Origin of the sequence: Halosegnis marinus (genome assembly GCF_029338355.1) — an archaeon.
Taxonomy (GTDB): domain Archaea; phylum Halobacteriota; class Halobacteria; order Halobacteriales; family Haloarculaceae; genus Halosegnis; species Halosegnis marinus.
In genome coordinates this window covers 1,203,914-1,223,405 of sequence record NZ_CP119802.1, presented here as the reverse complement: position 1 = coordinate 1,223,405, position 19,492 = coordinate 1,203,914, and the positions used below count along the sequence as shown (strand labels likewise).

The 19,492-nt window shown below is 72.4% G+C and carries 27 protein-coding genes; 17 read left to right on the top strand and 10 right to left on the bottom strand.

Annotated features, from left to right (window positions below):
* Positions 1–48 precede the first annotated feature (48 nt).
* Together P2T37_RS06830 and P2T37_RS06825 are read left to right on the top strand one after the other, a co-directional pair.
* The gene (locus tag P2T37_RS06830) at positions 49–405 is read left to right on the top strand and encodes a DUF8062 family protein (RefSeq protein ID WP_276236050.1); all 357 of its coding nucleotides are present in this window, start codon (positions 49–51) and stop codon (positions 403–405) included.
* 45 nt (positions 406–450) lie between these two features.
* The gene (locus P2T37_RS06825) at positions 451–984 is read left to right on the top strand and encodes a hypothetical protein (RefSeq protein WP_276236049.1); all 534 of its coding nucleotides are present in this window, start codon (positions 451–453) and stop codon (positions 982–984) included.
* Here P2T37_RS06825 and P2T37_RS06820 read toward each other — a convergent pair whose 3' ends face one another.
* Positions 985–1,386 (bottom strand): DUF8159 domain-containing protein, encoded by a 402-nt coding sequence (locus P2T37_RS06820; RefSeq protein WP_276236048.1) that lies wholly within the window; start codon positions 1,384–1,386, stop codon positions 985–987.
* Positions 1,387–1,418: 32 nt separating this feature from the next.
* Complete coding sequence (locus P2T37_RS06815) at positions 1,419–1,826, bottom strand: acyl-CoA thioesterase (RefSeq protein WP_276236047.1); 408 nt, start codon at positions 1,824–1,826, stop codon at positions 1,419–1,421.
* A 71-nt stretch (positions 1,827–1,897) separates the two neighbouring features.
* Between P2T37_RS06815 and P2T37_RS06810 the strand changes: the two genes are divergently transcribed.
* Complete coding sequence (locus tag P2T37_RS06810) at positions 1,898–2,068, top strand: hypothetical protein (protein WP_276236046.1); 171 nt, start codon at positions 1,898–1,900, stop codon at positions 2,066–2,068.
* Here P2T37_RS06810 and P2T37_RS06805 read toward each other — a convergent pair whose 3' ends face one another.
* Positions 2,069–2,701 carry a DUF6663 family protein gene (locus P2T37_RS06805; protein ID WP_276236045.1) on the bottom strand — a complete coding sequence of 211 codons (633 nt, stop codon included), beginning with the start codon at positions 2,699–2,701 and terminating at the stop codon, positions 2,069–2,071.
* Between the two features lie 80 nt (positions 2,702–2,781).
* Between P2T37_RS06805 and P2T37_RS06800 the strand changes: the two genes are divergently transcribed.
* From P2T37_RS06800 to P2T37_RS06785, 4 genes are read left to right on the top strand one after another with little or no spacing between them, the layout of a single operon-like run.
* Positions 2,782–3,336 (top strand): DUF6735 family protein, encoded by a 555-nt coding sequence (locus P2T37_RS06800; RefSeq protein WP_276236044.1) that lies wholly within the window; start codon positions 2,782–2,784, stop codon positions 3,334–3,336.
* A 23-nt stretch (positions 3,337–3,359) separates the two neighbouring features.
* Positions 3,360–4,079: an endonuclease NucS gene (gene nucS, locus P2T37_RS06795; RefSeq protein ID WP_276236042.1), complete on the top strand. Its 720-nt coding sequence runs from the start codon at positions 3,360–3,362 to the stop codon at positions 4,077–4,079.
* A 42-nt stretch (positions 4,080–4,121) separates the two neighbouring features.
* A complete protein-coding gene (locus P2T37_RS06790) occupies positions 4,122–5,318 on the top strand; it encodes an MFS transporter (RefSeq protein WP_276236041.1) in 1,197 nt (398 codons plus the stop codon).
* Between the two features lie 46 nt (positions 5,319–5,364).
* Complete coding sequence (locus P2T37_RS06785) at positions 5,365–5,820, top strand: ferritin-like domain-containing protein (RefSeq protein ID WP_276236040.1); 456 nt, start codon at positions 5,365–5,367, stop codon at positions 5,818–5,820.
* Here the strand turns inward: P2T37_RS06785 and P2T37_RS06780 are convergent.
* Positions 5,817–6,344, bottom strand: coding sequence for a winged helix-turn-helix domain-containing protein (locus P2T37_RS06780; protein ID WP_276236039.1), 528 nt, complete (start codon positions 6,342–6,344; stop codon positions 5,817–5,819). The two genes, P2T37_RS06785 and P2T37_RS06780, sit on opposite strands and share 4 nt — an antisense overlap.
* 87 nt (positions 6,345–6,431) lie before the next feature.
* Between P2T37_RS06780 and P2T37_RS06775 the strand changes: the two genes are divergently transcribed.
* The 3 genes from P2T37_RS06775 to P2T37_RS06765 all read left to right on the top strand — a co-directional run bounded on the left by P2T37_RS06775 (position 6,432) and on the right by P2T37_RS06765 (position 9,414).
* Positions 6,432–7,439 (top strand): ABC transporter ATP-binding protein, encoded by a 1,008-nt coding sequence (locus tag P2T37_RS06775; protein ID WP_276236038.1) that lies wholly within the window; start codon positions 6,432–6,434, stop codon positions 7,437–7,439.
* Positions 7,436–8,245, top strand: coding sequence for an ABC transporter permease (locus P2T37_RS06770; RefSeq protein ID WP_276236037.1), 810 nt, complete (start codon positions 7,436–7,438; stop codon positions 8,243–8,245). The genes P2T37_RS06775 and P2T37_RS06770 overlap by 4 nt, the downstream gene beginning before the upstream one ends.
* A gap of 68 nt (positions 8,246–8,313) precedes the next feature.
* Positions 8,314–9,414, top strand: coding sequence for a pyridoxal-phosphate-dependent aminotransferase family protein (locus P2T37_RS06765; protein ID WP_382211065.1), 1,101 nt, complete (start codon positions 8,314–8,316; stop codon positions 9,412–9,414).
* Here the strand turns inward: P2T37_RS06765 and P2T37_RS06760 are convergent.
* Positions 9,409–9,615: a hypothetical protein gene (locus P2T37_RS06760; RefSeq protein ID WP_276236035.1), complete on the bottom strand. Its 207-nt coding sequence runs from the start codon at positions 9,613–9,615 to the stop codon at positions 9,409–9,411. The two genes, P2T37_RS06765 and P2T37_RS06760, sit on opposite strands and share 6 nt — an antisense overlap.
* Before the next feature lie 84 nt (positions 9,616–9,699).
* Between P2T37_RS06760 and P2T37_RS06755 the strand changes: the two genes are divergently transcribed.
* Both P2T37_RS06755 and ligA read left to right on the top strand, forming a co-directional pair.
* Positions 9,700–9,834 carry a hypothetical protein gene (locus tag P2T37_RS06755; protein WP_276236034.1) on the top strand — a complete coding sequence of 45 codons (135 nt, stop codon included), beginning with the start codon at positions 9,700–9,702 and terminating at the stop codon, positions 9,832–9,834.
* A 54-nt stretch (positions 9,835–9,888) separates the two neighbouring features.
* Complete coding sequence (gene ligA, locus P2T37_RS06750) at positions 9,889–12,036, top strand: NAD-dependent DNA ligase LigA (protein WP_276236033.1); 2,148 nt, start codon at positions 9,889–9,891, stop codon at positions 12,034–12,036.
* A 2-nt stretch (positions 12,037–12,038) separates the two neighbouring features.
* On the opposite strand, the gene P2T37_RS06745 is transcribed toward ligA, so the two are convergent.
* A complete protein-coding gene (locus P2T37_RS06745) occupies positions 12,039–12,200 on the bottom strand; it encodes a DUF6757 family protein (protein ID WP_276236032.1) in 162 nt (53 codons plus the stop codon).
* Positions 12,201–12,232: 32 nt separating this feature from the next.
* A complete protein-coding gene (locus P2T37_RS06740; RefSeq protein ID WP_276236031.1) occupies positions 12,233–13,027 on the bottom strand; it encodes a PHP domain-containing protein in 795 nt (264 codons plus the stop codon).
* 118 nt (positions 13,028–13,145) lie between these two features.
* On the opposite strand from P2T37_RS06740, the gene P2T37_RS06735 reads away from it, so the two are divergent.
* On the top strand, positions 13,146–13,433 hold the full coding sequence (locus P2T37_RS06735; RefSeq protein ID WP_276236030.1) for a DUF5789 family protein: 288 nt from the start codon (positions 13,146–13,148) through the stop codon (positions 13,431–13,433).
* Between the two features lie 15 nt (positions 13,434–13,448).
* On the opposite strand, the gene P2T37_RS06730 is transcribed toward P2T37_RS06735, so the two are convergent.
* A complete protein-coding gene (locus P2T37_RS06730; RefSeq protein WP_276236029.1) occupies positions 13,449–14,447 on the bottom strand; it encodes a DUF5784 family protein in 999 nt (332 codons plus the stop codon).
* Between the two features lie 102 nt (positions 14,448–14,549).
* On the opposite strand from P2T37_RS06730, the gene P2T37_RS06725 reads away from it, so the two are divergent.
* The 3 genes from P2T37_RS06725 (at position 14,550) to P2T37_RS06715 (ending at position 16,797) form a co-directional block, all read left to right on the top strand.
* Positions 14,550–14,726, top strand: a complete 177-nt coding sequence (locus P2T37_RS06725) for a DUF5786 family protein (protein WP_276236157.1) — start codon at positions 14,550–14,552, stop codon at positions 14,724–14,726.
* Positions 14,727–14,808: 82 nt separating this feature from the next.
* Entirely contained in the window at positions 14,809–15,012 is a 204-nt protein-coding gene (locus tag P2T37_RS06720; protein ID WP_276236028.1) for a DUF7561 family protein, read from the top strand.
* Between the two features lie 39 nt (positions 15,013–15,051).
* A complete protein-coding gene (locus P2T37_RS06715) occupies positions 15,052–16,797 on the top strand; it encodes a helicase C-terminal domain-containing protein (RefSeq protein WP_276236027.1) in 1,746 nt (581 codons plus the stop codon).
* A 272-nt stretch (positions 16,798–17,069) separates the two neighbouring features.
* Here P2T37_RS06715 and P2T37_RS06710 read toward each other — a convergent pair whose 3' ends face one another.
* On the bottom strand, positions 17,070–17,855 hold the full coding sequence (locus P2T37_RS06710) for a helix-turn-helix transcriptional regulator (protein WP_276236026.1): 786 nt from the start codon (positions 17,853–17,855) through the stop codon (positions 17,070–17,072).
* Between the two features lie 43 nt (positions 17,856–17,898).
* The gene (locus P2T37_RS06705) at positions 17,899–18,756 is read right to left on the bottom strand and encodes a DUF8155 domain-containing protein (protein WP_276236025.1); all 858 of its coding nucleotides are present in this window, start codon (positions 18,754–18,756) and stop codon (positions 17,899–17,901) included.
* A 51-nt stretch (positions 18,757–18,807) separates the two neighbouring features.
* On the opposite strand from P2T37_RS06705, the gene P2T37_RS06700 reads away from it, so the two are divergent.
* Positions 18,808–19,485, top strand: coding sequence for a lipoyl protein ligase domain-containing protein (locus P2T37_RS06700; RefSeq protein WP_276236024.1), 678 nt, complete (start codon positions 18,808–18,810; stop codon positions 19,483–19,485).
* Positions 19,486–19,492 lie beyond the last annotated feature (7 nt).

The following is a 19,492-nucleotide window of genomic DNA, read 5'->3' as shown; positions in this document are numbered from 1 at the left end:
GTGACGGTAGTGACGGGGGTTCTTACCGCCCCGGGCCGTCCGCGACGTATGCCGGACCCCGACGGGCCGACCGCGACGACCGACCCGGACGCCGTGGACGACCTGCCGACCGTCTCCTGTTCCCGCTGTGACGACGAGTGGGCGCTCGACTACGAACTGGAGGAACTGACGGTCGGCAATCAGGCCGTCGAGGCGTTCGCGCTCGACCACTTCCAGCACACCGGTCACTTCCCCGACGACGTGTCGCCGTGGGTCGCGGACTGCCGGCGCTGTCCCGAGGGGGTCGAGCGGCTCGACGAGGCGGGCGCCCGCCGCTGGGCCGCGACGCACGCGCGCCACACCCGCCACCGCGTCACGGTCGACCACGCCGACCTCGACGAGCCGACGGTCGTCGAGCGGGACTGAGCGGGACCGTACGCCTCTTGTATCCCAGTCGTCAGTACACGACGGATGACACGAGTTCGATACGCGTTCGTCCTTCTCGTGGTGCTGCTCGCCGCCGGCTGTACGGCCCCCGGCGGGACGCCGACGGAGACGGCCGGCCCGACGAGCGACGTGACCGTCTCCGTCGCCAACGAGGACCCCGCCACGCCCGTGGTCATCACCGTCGGCGTCGCGCCGCCGGGCCACGCCGGCCTCGCCGTCGAGTTCGCGAACGGGACCGTCCGGGAGTTCCCGGACGCGACCGGTATCGACGACGTGCCGTCCGAGGTCCTGCCGCGGGCCGTCTCGCTGCGCCCCTACGGCGACGACGTGCAGACGCGCGTATACCGGTTCGACGCCGCGGCATCGGCGTCGGCCGTCTTCGAGGACGTACCGCGCAACGCGACGGTGTACCACTCGGTCGCGTTCGGCTCGGGGGACGCGCCCCTGGGGACGAGCGGCCGGCTGGAGTGCGGCCCGACCGCGCTGTTCGACACCGTGGACGTGACCGTGTACAACGACAGCGTCGTCTCGGTCGGAAACGGCTGTATCGAGTCGTAGCTACTCCAGCGTCGAGAGGACGAGCGTCGAGAAGTCCGTCTCCGAGAGGTCGTCGCGCTCCAGCGCGCGGAACCACCCCTCCCGAACCTCGTAGTGGCCCTTCGTGACCCGGTCGTCGGCGTCGGCGTCCTCGAACACCCACACCTCCACGTCCTCCGGCTCCCACTCGCCCACCTCCGGGATGCCCGCGAGGTCGCGCCCCTCCGTCTCGATGCCCGCGAGGTCGAGCAGCGTCCGGAGCAGGGTGCCGACCTGCCCGCGCGGCACGGACTCGCCGACCGCGGGCGACTCGTAGCCGACGTGTATCGCCCCCTCGTGGCGCTCGCAGTTCGTCACGTACAGTCCCTCGCCCATGAGGTGCGTCTCCAGCACGTCCCCGAGTTCCTCCGGCGAAAGCGTCACGTCCGGGCGTTCGCGCCCGCGAACTTAGCTCCTTACACTGGCTCCGGCGGCTCGTCCTGGTAGGCGACGACCGCCTCGCGGAAGTCGTCCGGGATGCGGGTGGGTTCGCCGTCCGCGACGGCGACGTGCGTCATCGTCCCCTCCGCACAGACGGTGCCGTCCGTGTGCCGGCACTCCCACGCGAACGTCATCGACGACTCGCGTATCTCGGCCGCCCGGATGCCGCAGACGAGGTCGTCGCCGAACTCCGCGAACGCGCGGTAGTCCACGTCCGTGTTGACGACGTGGAGGTCGAGGTCGCCCTCCTCCCACGGGCGGCCGACCTCGCGGAGGTACTGGCCGAACGTCTCGTCCTGGTAGGTGAGGTAGTTCCCGTAGAAGACGACCCCCTGCGCGTCCGTCTCCGCGAACCGGACGCGGGTGGTCCACACGTCGTGCATACCGGCACGGTGGCCGGGGACGGCATAAACGTCGCCCCGACGCTTTTGACGCCCCCGGCCCGAGGGCGCGTATGGAAACCGAGGCGGGCGTCGGACGGCTGGACGCGCTCACCGTCGCGGGCGCCGCCGTCGTGTTCGTCGCCGTGGCGGTCGCGTACGACCCCGTGCCGGCGGCCGCCGTCGCCGTCTTCGGGGGCGGCGCGGTCGGCCTGTTCCTCCGGGCGCGCCGGCTGAGCTGGTAGTCAGAGCCGGTCGGCGAGGCCGCCGCCCGACCCCGCGTCGAGGTAGGTGTCGCGCACCGTCTCCGCGAGGAAGCCGTCCGGGTCGAGGACGATGTAGACGGCGACGAACGGCTCCTCCCCGTGGTCGATGACGAACGTCTCGAACGGCGGGTCCGCCCCGTCGGTCACGCCCCCCTCCTCGTACGCCTCACGGCCGCCCGCGGCGCGCACGAGCAGGGGTTCGAGCGGCTTCACGCCGTCGCGGAACTCCTCGAACAGGTCGCGCTGGCCCGGCTGTTTCGCGAACGTGTAGACGACGCCGTTCGGGTCGCCGTCCGTCCCGTAGGTGACACGGGAGTTCATCCCGCTGCCGCTCTCGACCGCCCCCTCCCAGCAGCGGGTCGCGGCCTCGAACATCGTCTCGGTCGTGCGGACGAAGCGGAACCGGGTGGCGTCGGTCACCGCGGCCGACTCGACGCGGGGGTCGCCGTCGCGCCACGCGAGGTCGGCGCGGACGCGGTTGCCGACCGCGAGGTCCGGGGCGTCGCCGCGGGGGACGTACGTCGGGTCGCCGCTCTCGACGTCGAGCAACAGCCACTCGTCGTCGTCGCGGCCGGGAAGCACCCGGTAGGTCCCCGTGGTCGTCTGCTCCATGTGCTGAGCGACGGCGCGCGGCCCGAAAACCCCCGCGTTCGCGCCCGAGGTTCATACCCGAAGCCGGGACCACCCGCGACATGGCCGACCGCACCCTCGTCGCCTACCGCCGCGAGGCGGGCTACGACCTCCACTACGCGCACGACGGCGTCGCCCCCGACGCGCTCTCGCCGTCGGTCCCGTTCGGCGGGGCGAGCGACCGGGACCTCTCCCGCGTCCGCGACCGCCTCGCCCCGCTCGGCATCGACCTCGCGCCGGAGCGGGGCGGAACGGCCGTCGACCCCGTGCCGCTCGCGACGGGGCTCGCGTGGGACGAGGTCGTCGCCGGCCTCGACTACCGCGCGTACGACCGCTGTCTCCGGGTCGCGGCCGACTGGACGGTCGAGCGCTTCCTCGTCTGCTACTTCGGGCTGGGCGACCGCGGCGGCGCGGAGCGCGACCCGGCGGGCGACGGCGCGCTGGTGCCCCTGACCGGGGACGAGGAGCCGTACGCGGTCGGCTGGTTCGAGGGGGTGAAGTCCGCGGTCGCGGACGCGGCGCGCTGCGGGCTGGTGGACGAGGCCGGCGCGCGCTCGTACATGGCCGGGCGCGCCCGGGCGTTCGCGGGCGACCGGGAGGCACACGTCGGGCTTTAGGCCGCGGCCGTCCTCCGCCGGGTATGGACGCGAGCGTGCTCGTGGACCCCTCGCCCGAGGCCGCGTGCGAGGCCGTCGCGGCGGGCATCGAGGCGGGCGAGGTGGTGAGCGTCTTCGGCCGGTGTGCCGTCGAGTACGAGGGGCGCGCGAGTTCGACGCTCGGGCCGGGCGACCGCCTGCTCCTCCTCAAGCCGGACGGCACCGCGCTCGTCCACACCGAGGAGGGCCACCAGCCGGTGAACTGGCAGCCCCCGGGCTGTGACCACGCGGTCGCGGTCGAGGACGGCGACCTCGCCGTCCACAGCACGCGGACGACGCCCGAGGAGGAACTGGACGTGCGCTTCGCGGCCGTCGCGCAGGTGTCGCGCTACGCCGCGACGGACGACTCGGAACTCGCGCTGGAGGGGACCGAGGCGGACCTGAAACGCCGGGTGCTCGACGACCCGGCGCTCGTGGAGGCGGGGTTCGAGCCGCGCGCCACGGAGCGCGAGACGCCCGCCGGGGCGGTGGACGTGTACGGCGTCGACGCCGACGGGAACACGGTCGTCGTGGAGCTGAAACGCCGCCGGGTCGGTCCCGACGCCGTCGGCCAGTTGGCGCGGTACGTCGAGGCGCTCCGCCGGGACAGCCACGAGGGCGCGAGCGTCCGGGGCGTCCTCGTCGCTCCCTCCGTGACGGACCGCGCGCGGGAACTGCTCGCCGAGCGGGGGCTGGAGTTCGTCGCCGTCGAGCCGACCGCGTGACGCGAACGACATAATAGCCGTCGGGCGCGTACACGACCCAACGTGGAGACGCAACGCCGGGACAGGCTCGCGCTCGCCGCGGTCGTGTTCACGGTGCTGTTCGCGCAGGTACTGCTCTACCCCGGGGTCCCCCAGCTGGTGGCGTCGCTCGGCGGGAGCGGCCCCCTCGACGCCGGGACGTGGTTCCTCGCCGCGGAGTTCGCCGGCTTCGTCCTCTTCGCGGGCGTATGGGGCGCGCTCTCGGACGCCGCGGGCGGTCGCCGCCGCTTCATCGCTATCGGGGCCGTGGGCGGCGGGGTGGCGTACGCCGTCCTCGCCGCGCTCCCGGCCGTTCCCTTCGCCGCGGTGCTGGCCGTCCGGTTCGTGGAGGGCGCGTTCACCATCGGGGCCTTCTCGCTCGCCATCGCGACGCTGATGGACCTGGGCGGCGGGAACGGCCGCAACATGGGCGCGGCGGGCATCGCCATCGGCCTCGGGACCGGCCTCGGCGCGCCGCTCGGCGGCCAGCTGTACGGGCTGGGGCCGCGCGTCCCGCTGGCCGTCGCGGCCGTCCTGATGTTCGTCGTCGGGGTCGCGGCCCTCCGCCTGCGCGACCCCGAGCGCGCGGCCGGGGGCGCCCGGCCCGGCCCCCTCGACGCGCTCCGGACGGTCCGCGAGCGGCCGGCGCTCGGGGTGCCGTTCGCGTTCGGCTTCGCCGACCGCTTCACCGCCGGCTTCTTCGCGCTCGTCGGGGTGGCGTACTTCCAGAGCGAGTTCGGCCTCGGGCCGGCGGAGACGGGCCTGCTTCTGGGCGCCTTCTTCCTCCCGTTCGCGCTGTTGCAGTACCCGCTGGGCGCGCTCTCCGACCGGGTCGGCCGGGTCGGCCCGGTCGCGGCGGGGTCGTTCGCCTACGGCGTCGTCATCGTCGGGGTGTCGTTCGCGCCGACGCCCGCCCTCGCGGCCGTCGTGATGGCGCTGGTCGGCGCGTTCGGCGCGCTGTGTGCGCCGGCGACCCTCGCGCTCGTGAACGACCTCGCGGACGCGGAGGGGCGCGGGACGGCGACGGGCGGGTTCAACGTCGTCGGCTCGCTCGGCTTCCTCGCCGGGGTCGTGGGCGGCGGCCTGCTCGCCGACCGCCTCGGCTACGCGACCGCGTTCCTGGTCGCGGGCGGCGCGGAGATAGCCCTCGCGCTCGTGTTGTTGCCCGCGCTCCTCCGCATCGACGTGGAGCGCGTGGCGACGTTCGCGGGCGAGGACTGACCGCGCCACGCGTACGCTTATCTGCCCGCCCGTTGAAACGAGAGGTATGTCGAGCCAACGCGTCACGGAACTGCTGCGGAAGGCGTACTCCGACGAGATGGAGACGGTGATGAACTACACGACGAACTCCATCGTCCTCGACGGCGTCCGCGCCGAGGAGATCAAGGAGTCGCTGCAGGCCGACATCCAGGAGGAACTGAACCACGCCCAGCGGCTCGGCCGCCGGCTGAAGGTCCTCGACGAGAAGCCCCCGGGCTCCGCCGAGTTCACGGCGAGCCAGCACAGCCTCCAGCCCCCCGAGGACACGACGGACGTGCTCTCGGTCATCGAGGGCGTCCTCGACGCGGAGAACGACGCCATCGAGACGTACCGGGAACTCATCGACGCCGCGGAGGCGGCCGACGACCCGGTGACGGAGGACCTCGCCGTCGAGATACTCGGCGACGAGGAGAGCCACCGCATGGAGTTCCGCGGCTTCCGCAAGGAGTACCGGCAGGACTAGCGCCGCTCCGTTCTCACGACCCGGGACTCCCCGTCGAGCCACGCGGACAGCGTCCCGCCGTCGAGCGCGGCGAGCGAGCGGCCCGTCGTCGCCCCCGGCGGCACCGACGTGGCGAACAGCACCCCGTGGTCGGGACACGACACCGAGAGCATCGGGTACTCGTAGGCGGCGCGGACCGCCCCGTCGCAGGTCGGACAGGCCGCGTCGATGCGCTCGGGCGCGCGGTCGGCCCGCTCCGTGTACGTCCCCTGTAACACGGCGCCGACGGCCTCCATCCCCGCGTAGGTCGCCACGTACTCCCCGTCGCGCTCCACGACGAACCGGTCGCGGAGGCGGTCGAGGTGGTAGCTGAAGTTCCCCGCGTCGTCCACCCCGACGGCGCGGCGCAGGTCCGCGAACGACAGGCCGGTTCGCTCCCAGTTCAGTCGCCGCTCGGCCGCGAGCGCGCGGACGATGTCGAACCGGACCTCGTGGCTCAACAGCCCGAACGCCTCGGTCGGGGCGAGGCCGTCCGCGTCGTCCATGCGTCGTCGTTCCGAGCGGCGGACAGAACGGTTCGCCCTACTCGGTTGCAGGAAACCGTTAATCCGGGCGACACCCCAGAGCGGGGTATGTCCCTGCACGCGGAGACCGAGCGCGTCGGCGAGCGCGACCCGCCCGACCCGGCGGACGCCGCGGTCCGGGTCGACGGCCTGACCAAGACGTACGGGAGCGGCGACGCCGCGGTCACGGCCGTCGACGACGTGAGCTTCGCCGTCGAGGCCGGCACCGCCGTCGGCCTGCTCGGGCCGAACGGCGCGGGCAAGACGACGGCCATCAAGTCGCTGCTCGGCCTCGTGATACCGACACACGGCACCGCCGAGGTGGCCGGCATCGACGTCCACGCCGACCCCCGCGCCGCGTACCGCCACGTCGGCGCGATGCTCGAGGGGGCGCGCAACACCTACTGGCGGCTCACGGTGCGGGAGAACCTCCGCTTCTTCGCCGCGCTCGCGGGGCGAAAGCCCGCGGACGTGCGCGAGCGCCACGACGAACTGCTGGCGCGGTTCGACCTCACGGGAAAGGCTGACACGCCGGTCAAGGAGCTCTCGCGGGGGATGCAACAGAAGGTGTCGCTGGCCGCGACGCTGGCGCGCGACGCCGAGGTCGTCTTCCTCGACGAGCCGACGCTGGGGCTCGACGTGGAGTCGTCGCGGGAGCTCCGCCGGGAACTCCGGCGGCTGGTCGAGGAGTCGGGGATGACCGTCGTCGTGTCGAGCCACGACATGGACGTCATCGAGGCCGTCTGCGACCGCGTCGTCATCATGAGCGACGGCGCGATAGTCGCCGACGAGCGGGTCGCCGACCTGCTCGACCTGTTCCGCACGCGGAGCTACGCGGTCACCGTCGAGGGCGCGGTCCCGGAGCGGGTCCGGGCACGCCTGCGCGAGCGGTTCGACGCGGACGGGTTCGACGCCGTCGAGGCGGGCGAGCGGTTCACGGCGCGCGTCGTCGGCGACGGCTTCTACGAACTGACCGACACGCTCCGGGACGCGGGGCTGACGGTGGCGGACTTCCAGACGGCCGAACCCGACCTCGAGGACGTGTTCCTGCGGGTCACCGGGAGGGACGACGCGTGAGCGCCGCGACCGAGCGGGCGGGCGTCGGGACGCTCGTGTGGGCCGTCGCGTACAAGCGCGCGCTGCTCCTGGTTCGCTACCCGGCGAACACGCTCGCGTCCGTGCTCGGCATCTACCTCTTCTTCGCGGTCATCTTCTTCGGCGGGCGGGCCGCGGTCGGGGGGATGGGCGGCGGGGCGGGCGCGCTCGGCGGGACGTTCGACGCGCTCGTCGTCGGGTGGTTCCTCTGGACGATGTCCACCGTCGCGTACTTCGGGCTGGCGCAGGGCATCACCCAGGAGTCGCAGTGGGGGACGCTCGAACAGCTGTACATGTCGCCGTACGGCTTCGGCGCGGTGATGGGCGCGCGGGTCGTCGCCCTGCTCGGCGAGAGCCTGCTGTGGGGCGGGAGCGTCCTCGTCCTGATGCTCGTCACCACCGACCGGGCGCTCTCGGTCGATGTACTCACCGTCGTCCCGGTCGTCGTCCTCGCGCTGCTCTCCGTCGTGGGAATCGGCTTCGTCTTCGCCGGGGCCGCGCTCGTCTACAAGCGCATCGAGAACGTCACCCAGCTGATGCAGTTCGTCATCATCGGGCTGGTGGCCGCGCCGGTCGCGGACCTCCCCGCCCTGCGGTACCTCCCGCTCGTGCAGGGGTCGTCGATGCTCCAGCAGGCGATGGGCGAGGGGACGCGGCTGTGGCAGTTCCCGGCCGCGGAGGTCGCCGTCCTCGTCGCCGCGGGCGTCGGCTACTGTCTCGCGGGCTACGCCGTCTTCCGGGTCGCCGCGCGGCGCGCGCGCCGGGAGGGGCTGATGGGGCAGTACTGAGCGCAGATTCGTCGCTATCACAACGGCCTTCCCGGGGGGTGCCGAAGGCCGGGTATCAGGTGGCACCCGTGAAGAAGAGCGAATACGCCGACGACTACCCCGACAAGACCCTCTACCTCCCCGGCCCGACGGAGGTCCGCGAGGACGTCATCGAGGCGATGGCCGAGCCGATGTTCGGCCACCGGATGGACCGGATGACCGACCTCTACACCACCATCGTGGAGGACACCAAGGACTTTCTCGACACCGAGGAGGACGTCATCGTCCTCACGGCCTCCGGGACGGAGTTCTGGGAGGCGACGACGCTGAACCTCGTCGAGGACCGGATGCTCGTTCCCACGAGCGGCGCCTTCTCCGAGCGACAGGCGAACGTCGCCGAACGGCTGGGCAAGGGCGTGGACCGCATCGAGTACGAGTGGGGCGAGGCGGTCAAGCCCGAGGACGTGCGCGCTGCCCTGGAGGAGCGCGACTACGACGTCGTCGGGATGGTCATGAACGAGACCTCGACGGGCGTGCGCAACCCCGTCGAGGCCATCGGCGACGTCGTGGCGGAGTACCCGGACACCCTGTTCGTCGTGGACGCCATCTCCTGTCTCGGCGGCGACCGCATCGACATCGAGGGCCACGGCATCGACTGCATCTTCACCTCGACGCAGAAGGCGTTCGCCATGCCCCCGGGGCTCGCCGTCTGTACGGTGAGCGAGGCGGCCTACGACCGGGAGGTCGCCGCCGAGTCGGCCTCGTGGTACGGCGGCTTCCAGCGGAGCCTCGACTACTACGACCGGAAGGGCCAGACCCACTCGACGCCCGCGATTCCCCTGATGCTCGCCTACCGGAAGCAGATGAAACACATGCTGGAGGAGGGGCACGCGGCGCGGGATGCCCGTCACCGCGAGATGGCCGAGTACACCCGCGACTGGGCCGAGGAGCACTTCGGCCTCTTCCCGGAGGCGGGGTACGAGTCGCGGACGGTCACCTGCGTCGAGAACACCGCCGGTATCGACGTGGCCGCGACCATCGACGCGGTGAGCGAGGAGTACGACTTCGTCTTCTCGAACGGCTACGGCGACATCGGCGAGGAGACGTTCCGCATCGGCCACATGGGCGAACACACCGTCGAGAGCGTGAAGGCGCTCACCGACGCCATCGAGGACGTCGCGGACCTATAGCCGCCGGCGAACCGCGCGGGCGAGCGCGAGGACGGCCGCCGCCGCGACCGCGCCGACGGCCACACGCCGGCCCGCCGGCCCCACGGCGCGGTGCCCGCACACCGCACAGACGTGGACCTGTCGCCACCCCCCGCCCGTGGTGTACCGTCGCTCGTAGCTGTCGGGCGCGCCGCAGCGGGGACACGTCGTCGGAGGGGTCACGCCCGACCGTCGGCCGCCGGGCGGTATAGACGTGTCCCTCGTGGGCCACTTTTATCATCGAGGAGCCGTGGACGACCCGATACGATGACGGGACCGGGAGCGAGCATCGACGAACTCGACGAGCGGGCGGCACAGGCGCTCGAACACGCCGAGGACGACGAGGCCCGCTATCAGCTGCGGGCGCTGCGCCAGCGGTTGGTCCACGAGCGCGAGGGCTGACGGCGTCGCGCGCGTAGGGACCGATTTTTGCCGACCGCGGACGGAGCGCGTGTAATGACCGAACAGACGGACATCTCGTCGTTCGAGGACGACGGGAGCGGGGAGGCGGACGCCGACTCCGACCCCGACCCGGAGTCGGAGCCGGGAGAGAACCCCTACCTCTCGGACCCGGACACCGAGTTCGAGCCCGTCGCGGCCCTCGACGCCGAGGCGGCCCGCGAGCAGGCCGCCCTGCTCCGGGAGGCCGTCCGCTATCACGACCACCGCTACTACGTCCGCGCGGACCCCGAAATCGGCGACCGGGCGTACGACGCGCTGTTCTCGCGGCTGCGGGAGCTGGAGGACGCCTTCGACCTCGACACCGACGGCTCCCCCACGGGGCGGGTGGGCGGCGAACCCGTCGAGGAGTTCGAGACGGTCGAGCACGTCGCGCCGATGCGCTCCATCGACTCCTCCGGCGAGGAGGCGGAAGTGCGGGAGTTCGCCGACCGCGTCGAGCGGGCGGTGGGCGAGCAGGCGTTCGTCTGCGAGCCGAAGTTCGACGGCGTCTCCGTCGAGGTCGTGTACGAGGACGGCAAGTACGAGCGGGCGGTGACCCGCGGCGACGGCACCGAGGGCGACGACGTGACGCGCAACGTCCGCACCATCGCCTCGGTCCCCGAGCGGCTGCGGGGCGACCACCCCGACTTCCTCGCCGTCCGCGGGGAGGTGTTCATGCCCCGCGACGCGTTCAACGCCTACAACCGCGAGCGCGTCGAGCGCGGCGAGGAGCCGTTCGCCAACCCCCGCAACGCGACGGCCGGTACCATCCGCCAGCAGGACCCGGCCGTGGTCGCGGAGCGCCCGATGGACTGCTTCTTCTTCGAGGCGCTCGCGGGCGCGGACTTCGACACCCAGTGGGAGCGACACGCGACCCTCCCCGAGTGGGGCCTGCAGGTGAACGACGAGGTGGAGCGGGTGGCGGACATCGACGGCGCCATCGCGTACCGGAACGCGATGCTCGACCGGCGCGACGACCTCGACTACGAGATAGACGGCGTCGTCGTCAAGGTGGACGACCGCGACGCCTGCGAGGAGTTGGGCGCGACGGCCCGGGCGCCGCGGTGGGCGTTCGCCTACAAGTTCCCCGCGCGCACCGAGGAGACGACCGTGCGCGACATCGCGGTGCAGGTCGGGCGCACCGGGCGGCTGACGCCCGTCGCGCTGCTCGACCCCGTGGAGGTCGGCGGCGTCACCGTCTCGCGCGCCTCCCTGCACAACCCCGACCAGATACGCGACCTCGACGTGAACGTCGGCGACCGGGTGAGCGTCCAGCGGGCCGGCGACGTGATACCGTACGTGGACGCCGTCGTGGAGAAGGACAGCGAGGGCCACTTCGCGTTCCCGGACCGCTGTCCCGTCTGCGACTCCGCGGTCGAACACGACGGCCCGCTCGCCTTCTGTACCGGGGGGCTGGCCTGCGACGCACAGCTCCAGCGCGCGGTCGAACACTACGCGAGCCGCGACGCGCTCGACATCGAGGGGCTGGGCGAGAAGTCCGTCGGACAGCTGATGGAGGCCGGTCTGTTGACCGGGCTCCCGGACCTCTACACGCTCGACCGCGACGCCGTCGCCGAGTTGGAGGGCTGGGGCGAGACGAGCGCGGACAAGCTCGTGGCCGCCGTCGAGGCGAGCCGAGAGCCGGACCTCGCCGACTTCCTCGTCGCCATCGGCGTCCCGGAGGTCGGACCCACCGTCGCCCGCGACCTCGCGCGGGCGTTCGGCACCTTCGAGGCCGTCCGCGCGGCGAGCAGGGAGGAGCTCGAATCCGTGGACGGTATCGGCGAGGTCGTGGCGAACGAGATACGGGAGTTCTTCGACTCGGAACGCAACGAGGCGGTCATCGCCGGCCTGCTCGACCACGTCAGTCCGCGGGAGACCGAGGTGGAGACGGGCGACGCGCTCGCGGGCCTGACGTTCGTGTTCACCGGGTCGCTGCCGGGGATGACGCGCGGCGACGCACAGGAACTCGTGGAGCGCCACGGCGCGAACGCCACCTCGTCGGTGTCGGGCAACACGGACTACCTCGTCGCGGGCGAGAACCCCGGCGCGAGCAAGACGGCGGACGCGGAGGAGAACGACGTGCCCGTGCTGGACGGGGCGGGGTTCCGCGAGCTACTGGCCGACCGGGGAGTCGAGACGGACGGCGAGAACGGGGGGTAGTCCTACGAGCGGTCGATGTCGAGTTCCTCCTGGAGGTCCTCCAGCCAGCCGTCGGACTTGAGTTCCTCCAGTCGGTCGCGGAAGTGGTCCTCACAGAGGCCGACCTTGATGTGGTCCTTCTCGACCGCGACGGCGGCCTCGCGCTCGCAGTAGTGACACTGCATACGACCGGCTACGCGGTCGCGGGTGAAAACGGCTACGGGTGTGGCAACCCCGCGGCGGCCCGGAACCGCTCGTAGCCGTCGGCGTCGAGCCCCGCCTTCCCGAGTTCGTCGTCGTGGGCGTCGCTCCCTCCGGTCGGAACGAGGTCGTAGCGGTCGATGGCGTCCTCGACGAGCGACGCCTCCACCTCGCGGCCGTAGGGGTAGTAGCGCTCGACGGCGTCGAGGTCCGCACACAGTTCCAGCGCGGCCGCGGGGTCCTCGTAGCGGAACGGGTGCGCGAGGCCGACCAGCCCGCACGCGTCCGCGAGGAGGTCGCGCCCCGTCCCGAAGTCGGGAACCTCGCGGGCGACGAAGCAGGGACCGTCGTCGCCGATGAGGTCGTCGAACACCTCGTTCACGGTCATGTCGGTGCGCTCGGCGACGGCGCGGGCGATGTTCGGCCGGCCGATGCCGGGCCGCGCCTCGATGCCGAGGTCGATGCCCAGCCGGTCCTCGACGTTCTCGATGATGGCCGCGCCGCGCTGTGCCCGGTCGGCCTGCAGGCGTTCCGTCTCGCGTTCGAGGGCCATCGTCGGTTCGGCGGCGTAGCCGAGCAGGTCCACGCGGCCCGCGGGGCTCTCGACGCGGAGTTCGATGCCGTGTATCAGTTTCACGCCCTCGCGGTACTCGGTAGGGGCGTCGAGGTCCGGGTGGAGGCGGTCGTGGTCGGTGACGGCGACGACCTCGACGCCCGCCCGCTTCGCGGCGACGGGGACGTCGTCGAGCGCCATCTCGCCGTCCGAGTTCGTCGTGTGCGCGTGGAGGTCGGCGACGACGGGGGAGTCCATACCCGGACGAGGTCCGCCCCGGTGAAACCGCTTCTCCCTTTCAGGTCCTTAATGAATTACTATTGTGAAACCGCATCCATACACAACGTTCATTAAGGATTCCCGGTTCGGTAGAGGTATGCGATTCATGTCCGACGCGGACGCGAACCTCGACGCGCACAGCTATCCGGCGACGGCGTCGGAGCTCATCGACGCGTACGGCGAGACGGAACTGGAGCTCCAGAACGGCTCCGAGACGTTCGGCGAGGCGCTCGGCCGCCTCGGCGAGACGACCTACCACGACGCCGAAGACGCGAAGCAGGCGGCGATGTCCGCGGTCTCGGAGGGCGCCATCGGCCGCAAGGGCTACTCGGACCGCGACGCCCCGACCGTCGGCGAGGACGGCCCGGCGCAGGTCTCCTTCTAGAGCGCGTTTCTCCGCTTAATCCAGCCACTCGATAGCGTCGCCCGTGTCGAACGGGAGCGTCCCGACGCGGTACCCCTCCACGCGGCCGTCGGGACGGGCGCGGAACACGACCGTCGGCCGATGGGCCACGGACGGCCGCTCGGCGCGGAGCGTCGCCCACTCGTCGTCGCGGAAGGAGGAACAGTCCACGAACAGGGTCGCGGATGGGTGTTTCTTCAGCTGGTCGTTCGTCTTGGCGTCGGCCGTCTCGCGGACGGCCGCGACGGGCGTGTCCGCGCGGCTCCGGCGCGCCGGCGGGCGCGGCCGGGTCACCTCGACGAGGTGGCCGCCGGCGACCCGGAAGTCGAGCGCGTGGCCGCTGTCGAGCTGGATCTCCGGCTCGAAGTCGAGGCCCGCGTCGACGAGCAGTTTCGCCACGACGAACTCGCCCATGGTCGCGGCCATCCGGCCCACGTCCATCCCCCGGCTCGTCCCGAGCTTCGACGCCATCGTGTAGCGGTACTCGTCGAGTTCGCCCGAGGCGAGCGCCCGCTCGAAGAAGGCGAGCGCCTCGTCGCGCGTCGCGTCGGGGAAGCCGCCCGCGTGTTCGTCGAAGAAGGCGCGCGTCGTGTCCCGTCCGTCCTTCGAGAGGAAGACGGGGAGGAAGAACCACGCGACGTGGTCGTACTCCGCGAGCCACGGGTCCACGAGTTCGAGGCGCGCGAGCAGTTCCCGCTGGGCCCACCGCGCCACGGGGTACGGGACCTCGGTGAAGTCGTACTTCTCCGTGCGCCACAGCGCCTCCGGCGTCGTCGTGTTCCCCATCCAGTACGCCCGGCCGCCGTCCCAGCAGAACAGCGCGAAGTCGCCGTTGTCCATCTCCAGCCGCCGCGCCTCGTACCCCCGCGGCGGGTCGAACCACGGGCGTTCGAGGCGCGCGCCGAACGCCTCGTCCAGCGGGCGGAGCAACCGCTCGCGCACCCGCTGTTCGTTCCACGACCCGTTCGACCGACGGAAGCGCAACGGCCCTGCCACACGACCCCTTGTGTGCGCAGGGGTTAACGCGTTGTGACCCGGCCGTCCCCCGAATTCACCGATGCATTAATAGGGAACAATTCACAAGTGACAATGTCTACCATGAGCATGGGAGCATATGACGAGGACGAGCACGAACGCCGCGAATCCAAGGCCGCGAACGTCGACACCCACACCGACGACGAGCGGACCGAGTACCGCGGGAGCGTGAGCTACGACTCCGGCGACTCCACCGAGGCCCTGCTCGACCAGTTCGAGCGGATCAAGTCCGACCGCTGAACGTCCCCCTCCTTCCGAACGCCGCCCCCGACAGCGGCATCGCCGGCGGTAGCCTCTTTCCGCCCCGGCGCGTAGCCGGGCCATGGCGAGCGAGCCCTGCGACGGCTGCGGGCGCAAGGTGACGATAGCCGGGGGTATCGCGAACATCTGGACGTTCGGTGGCGACGAGACGGACGGCCTGGCGCTCGAACTCGCGGACGGCACGGACCACCTGCTCTGTTACGACTGCATCGAGCGGCTCCCCGACGAGGCGACGGCCGCGGACGTGGCCGCCCTCGCCGAGTGACACGGAGGGGTTTTCACCCCGCGAGCGAAAGCGGGTGACGTGAAACCGGAGCGGATGGAGTCGGAGTTCCCGGCACCCTCGTTCAGGGGTGCCCAACAGGAGGCGCTCCGGCGCATCCGCGCGGCGTTCGAGGCCGGCAACGACGTGGTCCTCGTGCGCGCGCCCACCGGCTCCGGCAAGTCGCTGCTCGCGCGGGCCATCGCCGGCTGTGCGAAGACGCCCGGCGAGACGGACGACGTGGAGGCGTACGGCGCGTACTACACCACGCCGCAGGTGTCACAGCTCGACGACGTGGAGGGCGACGACCTGCTCGACGACTTCTCCATCATCCGCGGGAAGGGGAACTACGACTGCATCCTCCCCGGCGAGACGGACACGCCGGTCACGGAGGCCCCCTGCGCCCGCGAGACGGGCTTCGACTGCCCCGTCAAGCACCGCTGCCCGTACTTCTCTGACCGCGCCATCGCCTCCAACCGGAACATCGCGGCGATGACGCTGGCGTACTTCATGCAGACGGCCGGCTCCGACGTGTTCGGCAAGCGCGACGTGGTCGTGGTGGACGAGGCCCACGGCCTCGCGGAGTGGGCGGAGATGTACGCGACCATCGACCTCTCGCCCGGCCGCGTCCCGGTGTGGGACGCCTGCGAGCCGCCCGCCGTCGAGGGGCTGACCGACGTGGAGGGGTACGCCGAGCGCCTGCTCCGCGTCTGCGGCCGCCGGCAGGAGGAGCTCCGCTCGAACGCCGAGCTCTCGCGCTCGGAGGTGGCCGAGCGCGACCGGCTAGCCGAACTCACCCGCGAACTCCAGTGGTTCTTGGAGGACGCCCGCGACCCCGAGAGCCCGACGACGTGGGTCGTCGACCAGGACGACCGGGGCGCGATTACGGTGAAGCCGATGGACCCCGCGCGCTACCTCCACCACACGGTGTGGGACCGGGGCAACAAGTTCGCGCTCCTGTCGGCGACCATCCTCAACAAGGAGGCGTTCTGTGCCAGTTGCGGGCTGAATCCCGACAACGTCGCGCTCGTGGACGTTCCCCACACGTTCCCGCTGGAGCACCGCCCGCTGTACGACGTGACGTGCGGGAAGATGACCTACGAACACCGCGACGAGACGCTCCCGAAGGTGGCGCGCACGGTCGTCCGCCTGATGCAACACCACCCCGACGAGAAGGGGTTGGTTCACGCGCACAGCTACGCCATCGCGGAACGGCTGGTCGAGCACCTCCGCGACATGGGCGTGGGCGGGCGGGTTCGGACCCACGACTCGGAGAACCGCGACGCGGCGCTGCTCGGCTGGAAGGCGGAGGACTCCAACGCCGTTTTCGTCTCCGTGAAGATGGAGGAGGCGCTCGACCTGAAGGGCGACCGCTGTCGCTGGCAGGTGATATGCAAGGCCCCGTACCCGAACACCCGCGACTCGCGGGTCGCCCGGCGGCTGGAAGAAGGGCAGTGGGGCTGGTACTACCGGGCCGCGCTCCGCACCGTGATTCAGGCCGCCGGCCGCGTCGTTCGCGCGCCCGACGACTACGGGGCGACGTACCTCGCGGACTCCTCGCTGCTCGACCTGTTCGAGCGGGCGGCCCACGACACCCCGGACTGGTTCGCGGAGCAGGTCGCGGCCATGACCGCGCCCGACCTGCCGGCGTTCGACCCGAGCGCGGCGAACGCGGGCGGAAGCACGCCCTCCCGCCCGCGTTCGACGCGCACGACGGCGGAGGACGACGGCGGTCCGCCCCCGTCGCTGGACGACCACCCGCTCGGCGACGTGTGGGGCACCGACTAGAGGACGAACGACGCCGCGTACGCCACCGAGGAGAACACCATCAACAGCACCATGAACAGCGCGAACACCTGCTGGCGGTCCATACCTCCCCTTCCCGACGCGCGGACATAGGCCTGACGGGGGCGAACGGCCCAAAAGCGGCGCGTACCGGGTGAAAGTGACCGCACGGAGTCGGCACCCGTCCCCCGCGGGTTACCGCCGGCGGTCGATGTCCCGAACGCTCCCCGAGGAGTTAGCCTCGCCTCCCGGGCCGTGCCCACGGCGTGGGCGCGTCAGAGGTCCGCCGGACGGAGCCGTTCGCCGGCTTCGGCGAGCGCGTCGAACCGCTCGCCGACCCACCCGACGACGCGCTCGTCGCCCGTTTCGAGGTACGCCGCCGGGGCGGCGCGCTCGTCCGTGAGGCCGAACGCCGCCCGGCCGTCCACGAGGCCGACGCTGTACCCGAGCGTCTCGGCGGTCGTCCACGCCCGCACCCCCTCGCGGCCGAGGAGCGTGCGGGCCGCCCCGGCGAGGTCGGGGTCCTCGCGGAGCGCGGCGGCGGCGGGCGCGTCGAAGACGGCCTCGAACCGCTGGCCGGCGTCGAGCCCCTCGGCCGTCGCCGCGAGCGTCTCGGCGGTGACGGCACCCGCGAGGAGTCGGATGTGGCCGCCCTCCGACAGCGGTGCGAGCGCCCGACGAACCGGCTTGAGCGGGTCGCCGGGCGTGGCCGCCACCACCTCGGCGTCGAGGTACGCCTCCATGCCGAGGTCGCGAGCACCGTCCGGGAGCAGGGCGACGGCGTCGGCGACGGCGTTCGCCGCCCCGATGTCGTCGAGACACTCCCCCACGGACGCGGCGACGTACGCGCCGAGCGGGGTCGCGGCCCACTCCCCGCCCGCGGCGGTCGCCCACCCGCGCTCCTCGAACTCGGCGAGGGTGCGCCGGAGCGTCTCGCGCGCGACGCCGTCCTCGCGGAGGCGGTCGCGGGTCGTCGGCCCCGACGCCACCCGCGACAGCAGGCGCACCCGCGTCGCGGAGCGGGCGAGGTAGGCCACGTCGTCGAGCGCGCCGTCGTTCATGGCCGGCCTGCGAGCGGCCGGGGCAAAGCCTTGGGGGTCGGTGTCACCCGAGGCGCACGGGGTCGTCCGCGGGCGCGACCGACACCGCGACCCGGTCGCCGACCGCGAAGTCGTGGCCCTCGTGGAAGACGAGTTTCGCGCCGACGCCGACCCGGGAAGCGAACAGCGACAGCCCCGTCGCGCGCTCGCCGTTCGCGGCGACGGCCACGTCGGCCCATTCGAGGTCGCGGCCCGCGGCCGTCCCGACCCGCGTCCCGAGCAGCGAGAGGTCACCCTCGCGGGGGCGGAACACCCCGCCGCCCGTGTAGTGCGGGAGGCCGCCGTCGAGCGGGACGCCCTCGTCGCTCGCCAGCGCGTGAAAGCCGTCTCCGTCCCCGTTCCCGTCCCCGTCACGGGCGGGCGTGTCGAGCGTGACGTGTTCCGGTCCCGTTTCGACCACGTCGCCCGCGCCGTCCCACGCGACCGGCGCGACGGAGACGTCGAGCGAGAGCGGGAGCGACCCCGACGCCCGGTAGGGGTTCGCGTCCGGGTCGCGGAAGCCGAGGTGGAGGTGGTCGTCCACCCACCGGCCGAAGAAGCCCGAGCGGACGAGCGTGCCGAGCGAGTCGCCGACGGCCACCTCGTCGCCGGGCGCGACCCCCGGGTCGACGTGGAGGACCCGCGCGACGCGCTCGCCCGTGTCCACGAGGATCAGGTGGTCGGTATCGACGGCGTACGGCTTCGGGGGACAGCGCACCGTCCGGGTGTCGAGCACCTCCCCGGCGACGGGCGAGGGGGCCGGCCCGCCGTTCTCACCCGGATAGAGGTCGACGGCGTGTCCGCGGTCGTGGGCCGGGTACGGGGAGTTGTACAGCGAGAACCGCTCGTAGCGAGCCACAACGTCCCCGGGAAGCGTGACCATACCGGAGGGAGGGAGCGCGACCCTTTAGCCGCCGCGCTCCCGACCGTGCGTATGCGAATCGTGCGGGGACGCGCGGGCGAGGTCGAGGAGGACCGCGCGGTCACGGCCGCGCTCCGTGCCGACACCGCCGAGACCGGCGAGGGTGCCGTGCGCGCGTGGACGCCGCACCGACAGGTCGCCTTCGGCCGACGCGACGCCCGCGCGGACGGCTACGAGCGCGCCCGCGAGGCCGCACGCGACCACGGCTTTCCCCCCTACGAGCGCGACGTGGGCGGCCGGGCCGTCGCCTACACGGGGAACACCGTCGCCTTCCTGCGGCTGGAGCCGGTCGCGGACATGCGCCGCGGGATGGACGAGCGCTACGACGCCGCGGTCGCGGACGTGGCGCGCGGACTCGAAACGGTGGGCGTGCGCGCCGAGCGCGGGGAGCCGCCCGGGTCGTTCTGTCCCGGCCAACACTCGCTGTCGGCGGCGGGGAAAATCGTGGGCCTCGCCCAGCGCGTCTCGAAGGGAGTCGCCCAGACGGCGGGCATCTGTGTCGTTCGCGACCACGCCGGGATAGCCGAGGTGCTCGACCCGGTGTACGCGGCGCTCGACGTGCCGTTCGATCCCGACTCCGTGGGGAGCGTGGCGCGGGCGGGCGGCGACGGCGACCCGGAGCGGGTGGCGCGAGCCATCGAGGCCGCGCTCGTCGGGGACCGCGAGGCGACCGTCGAGCGCGTGCGATAGCGGGGGC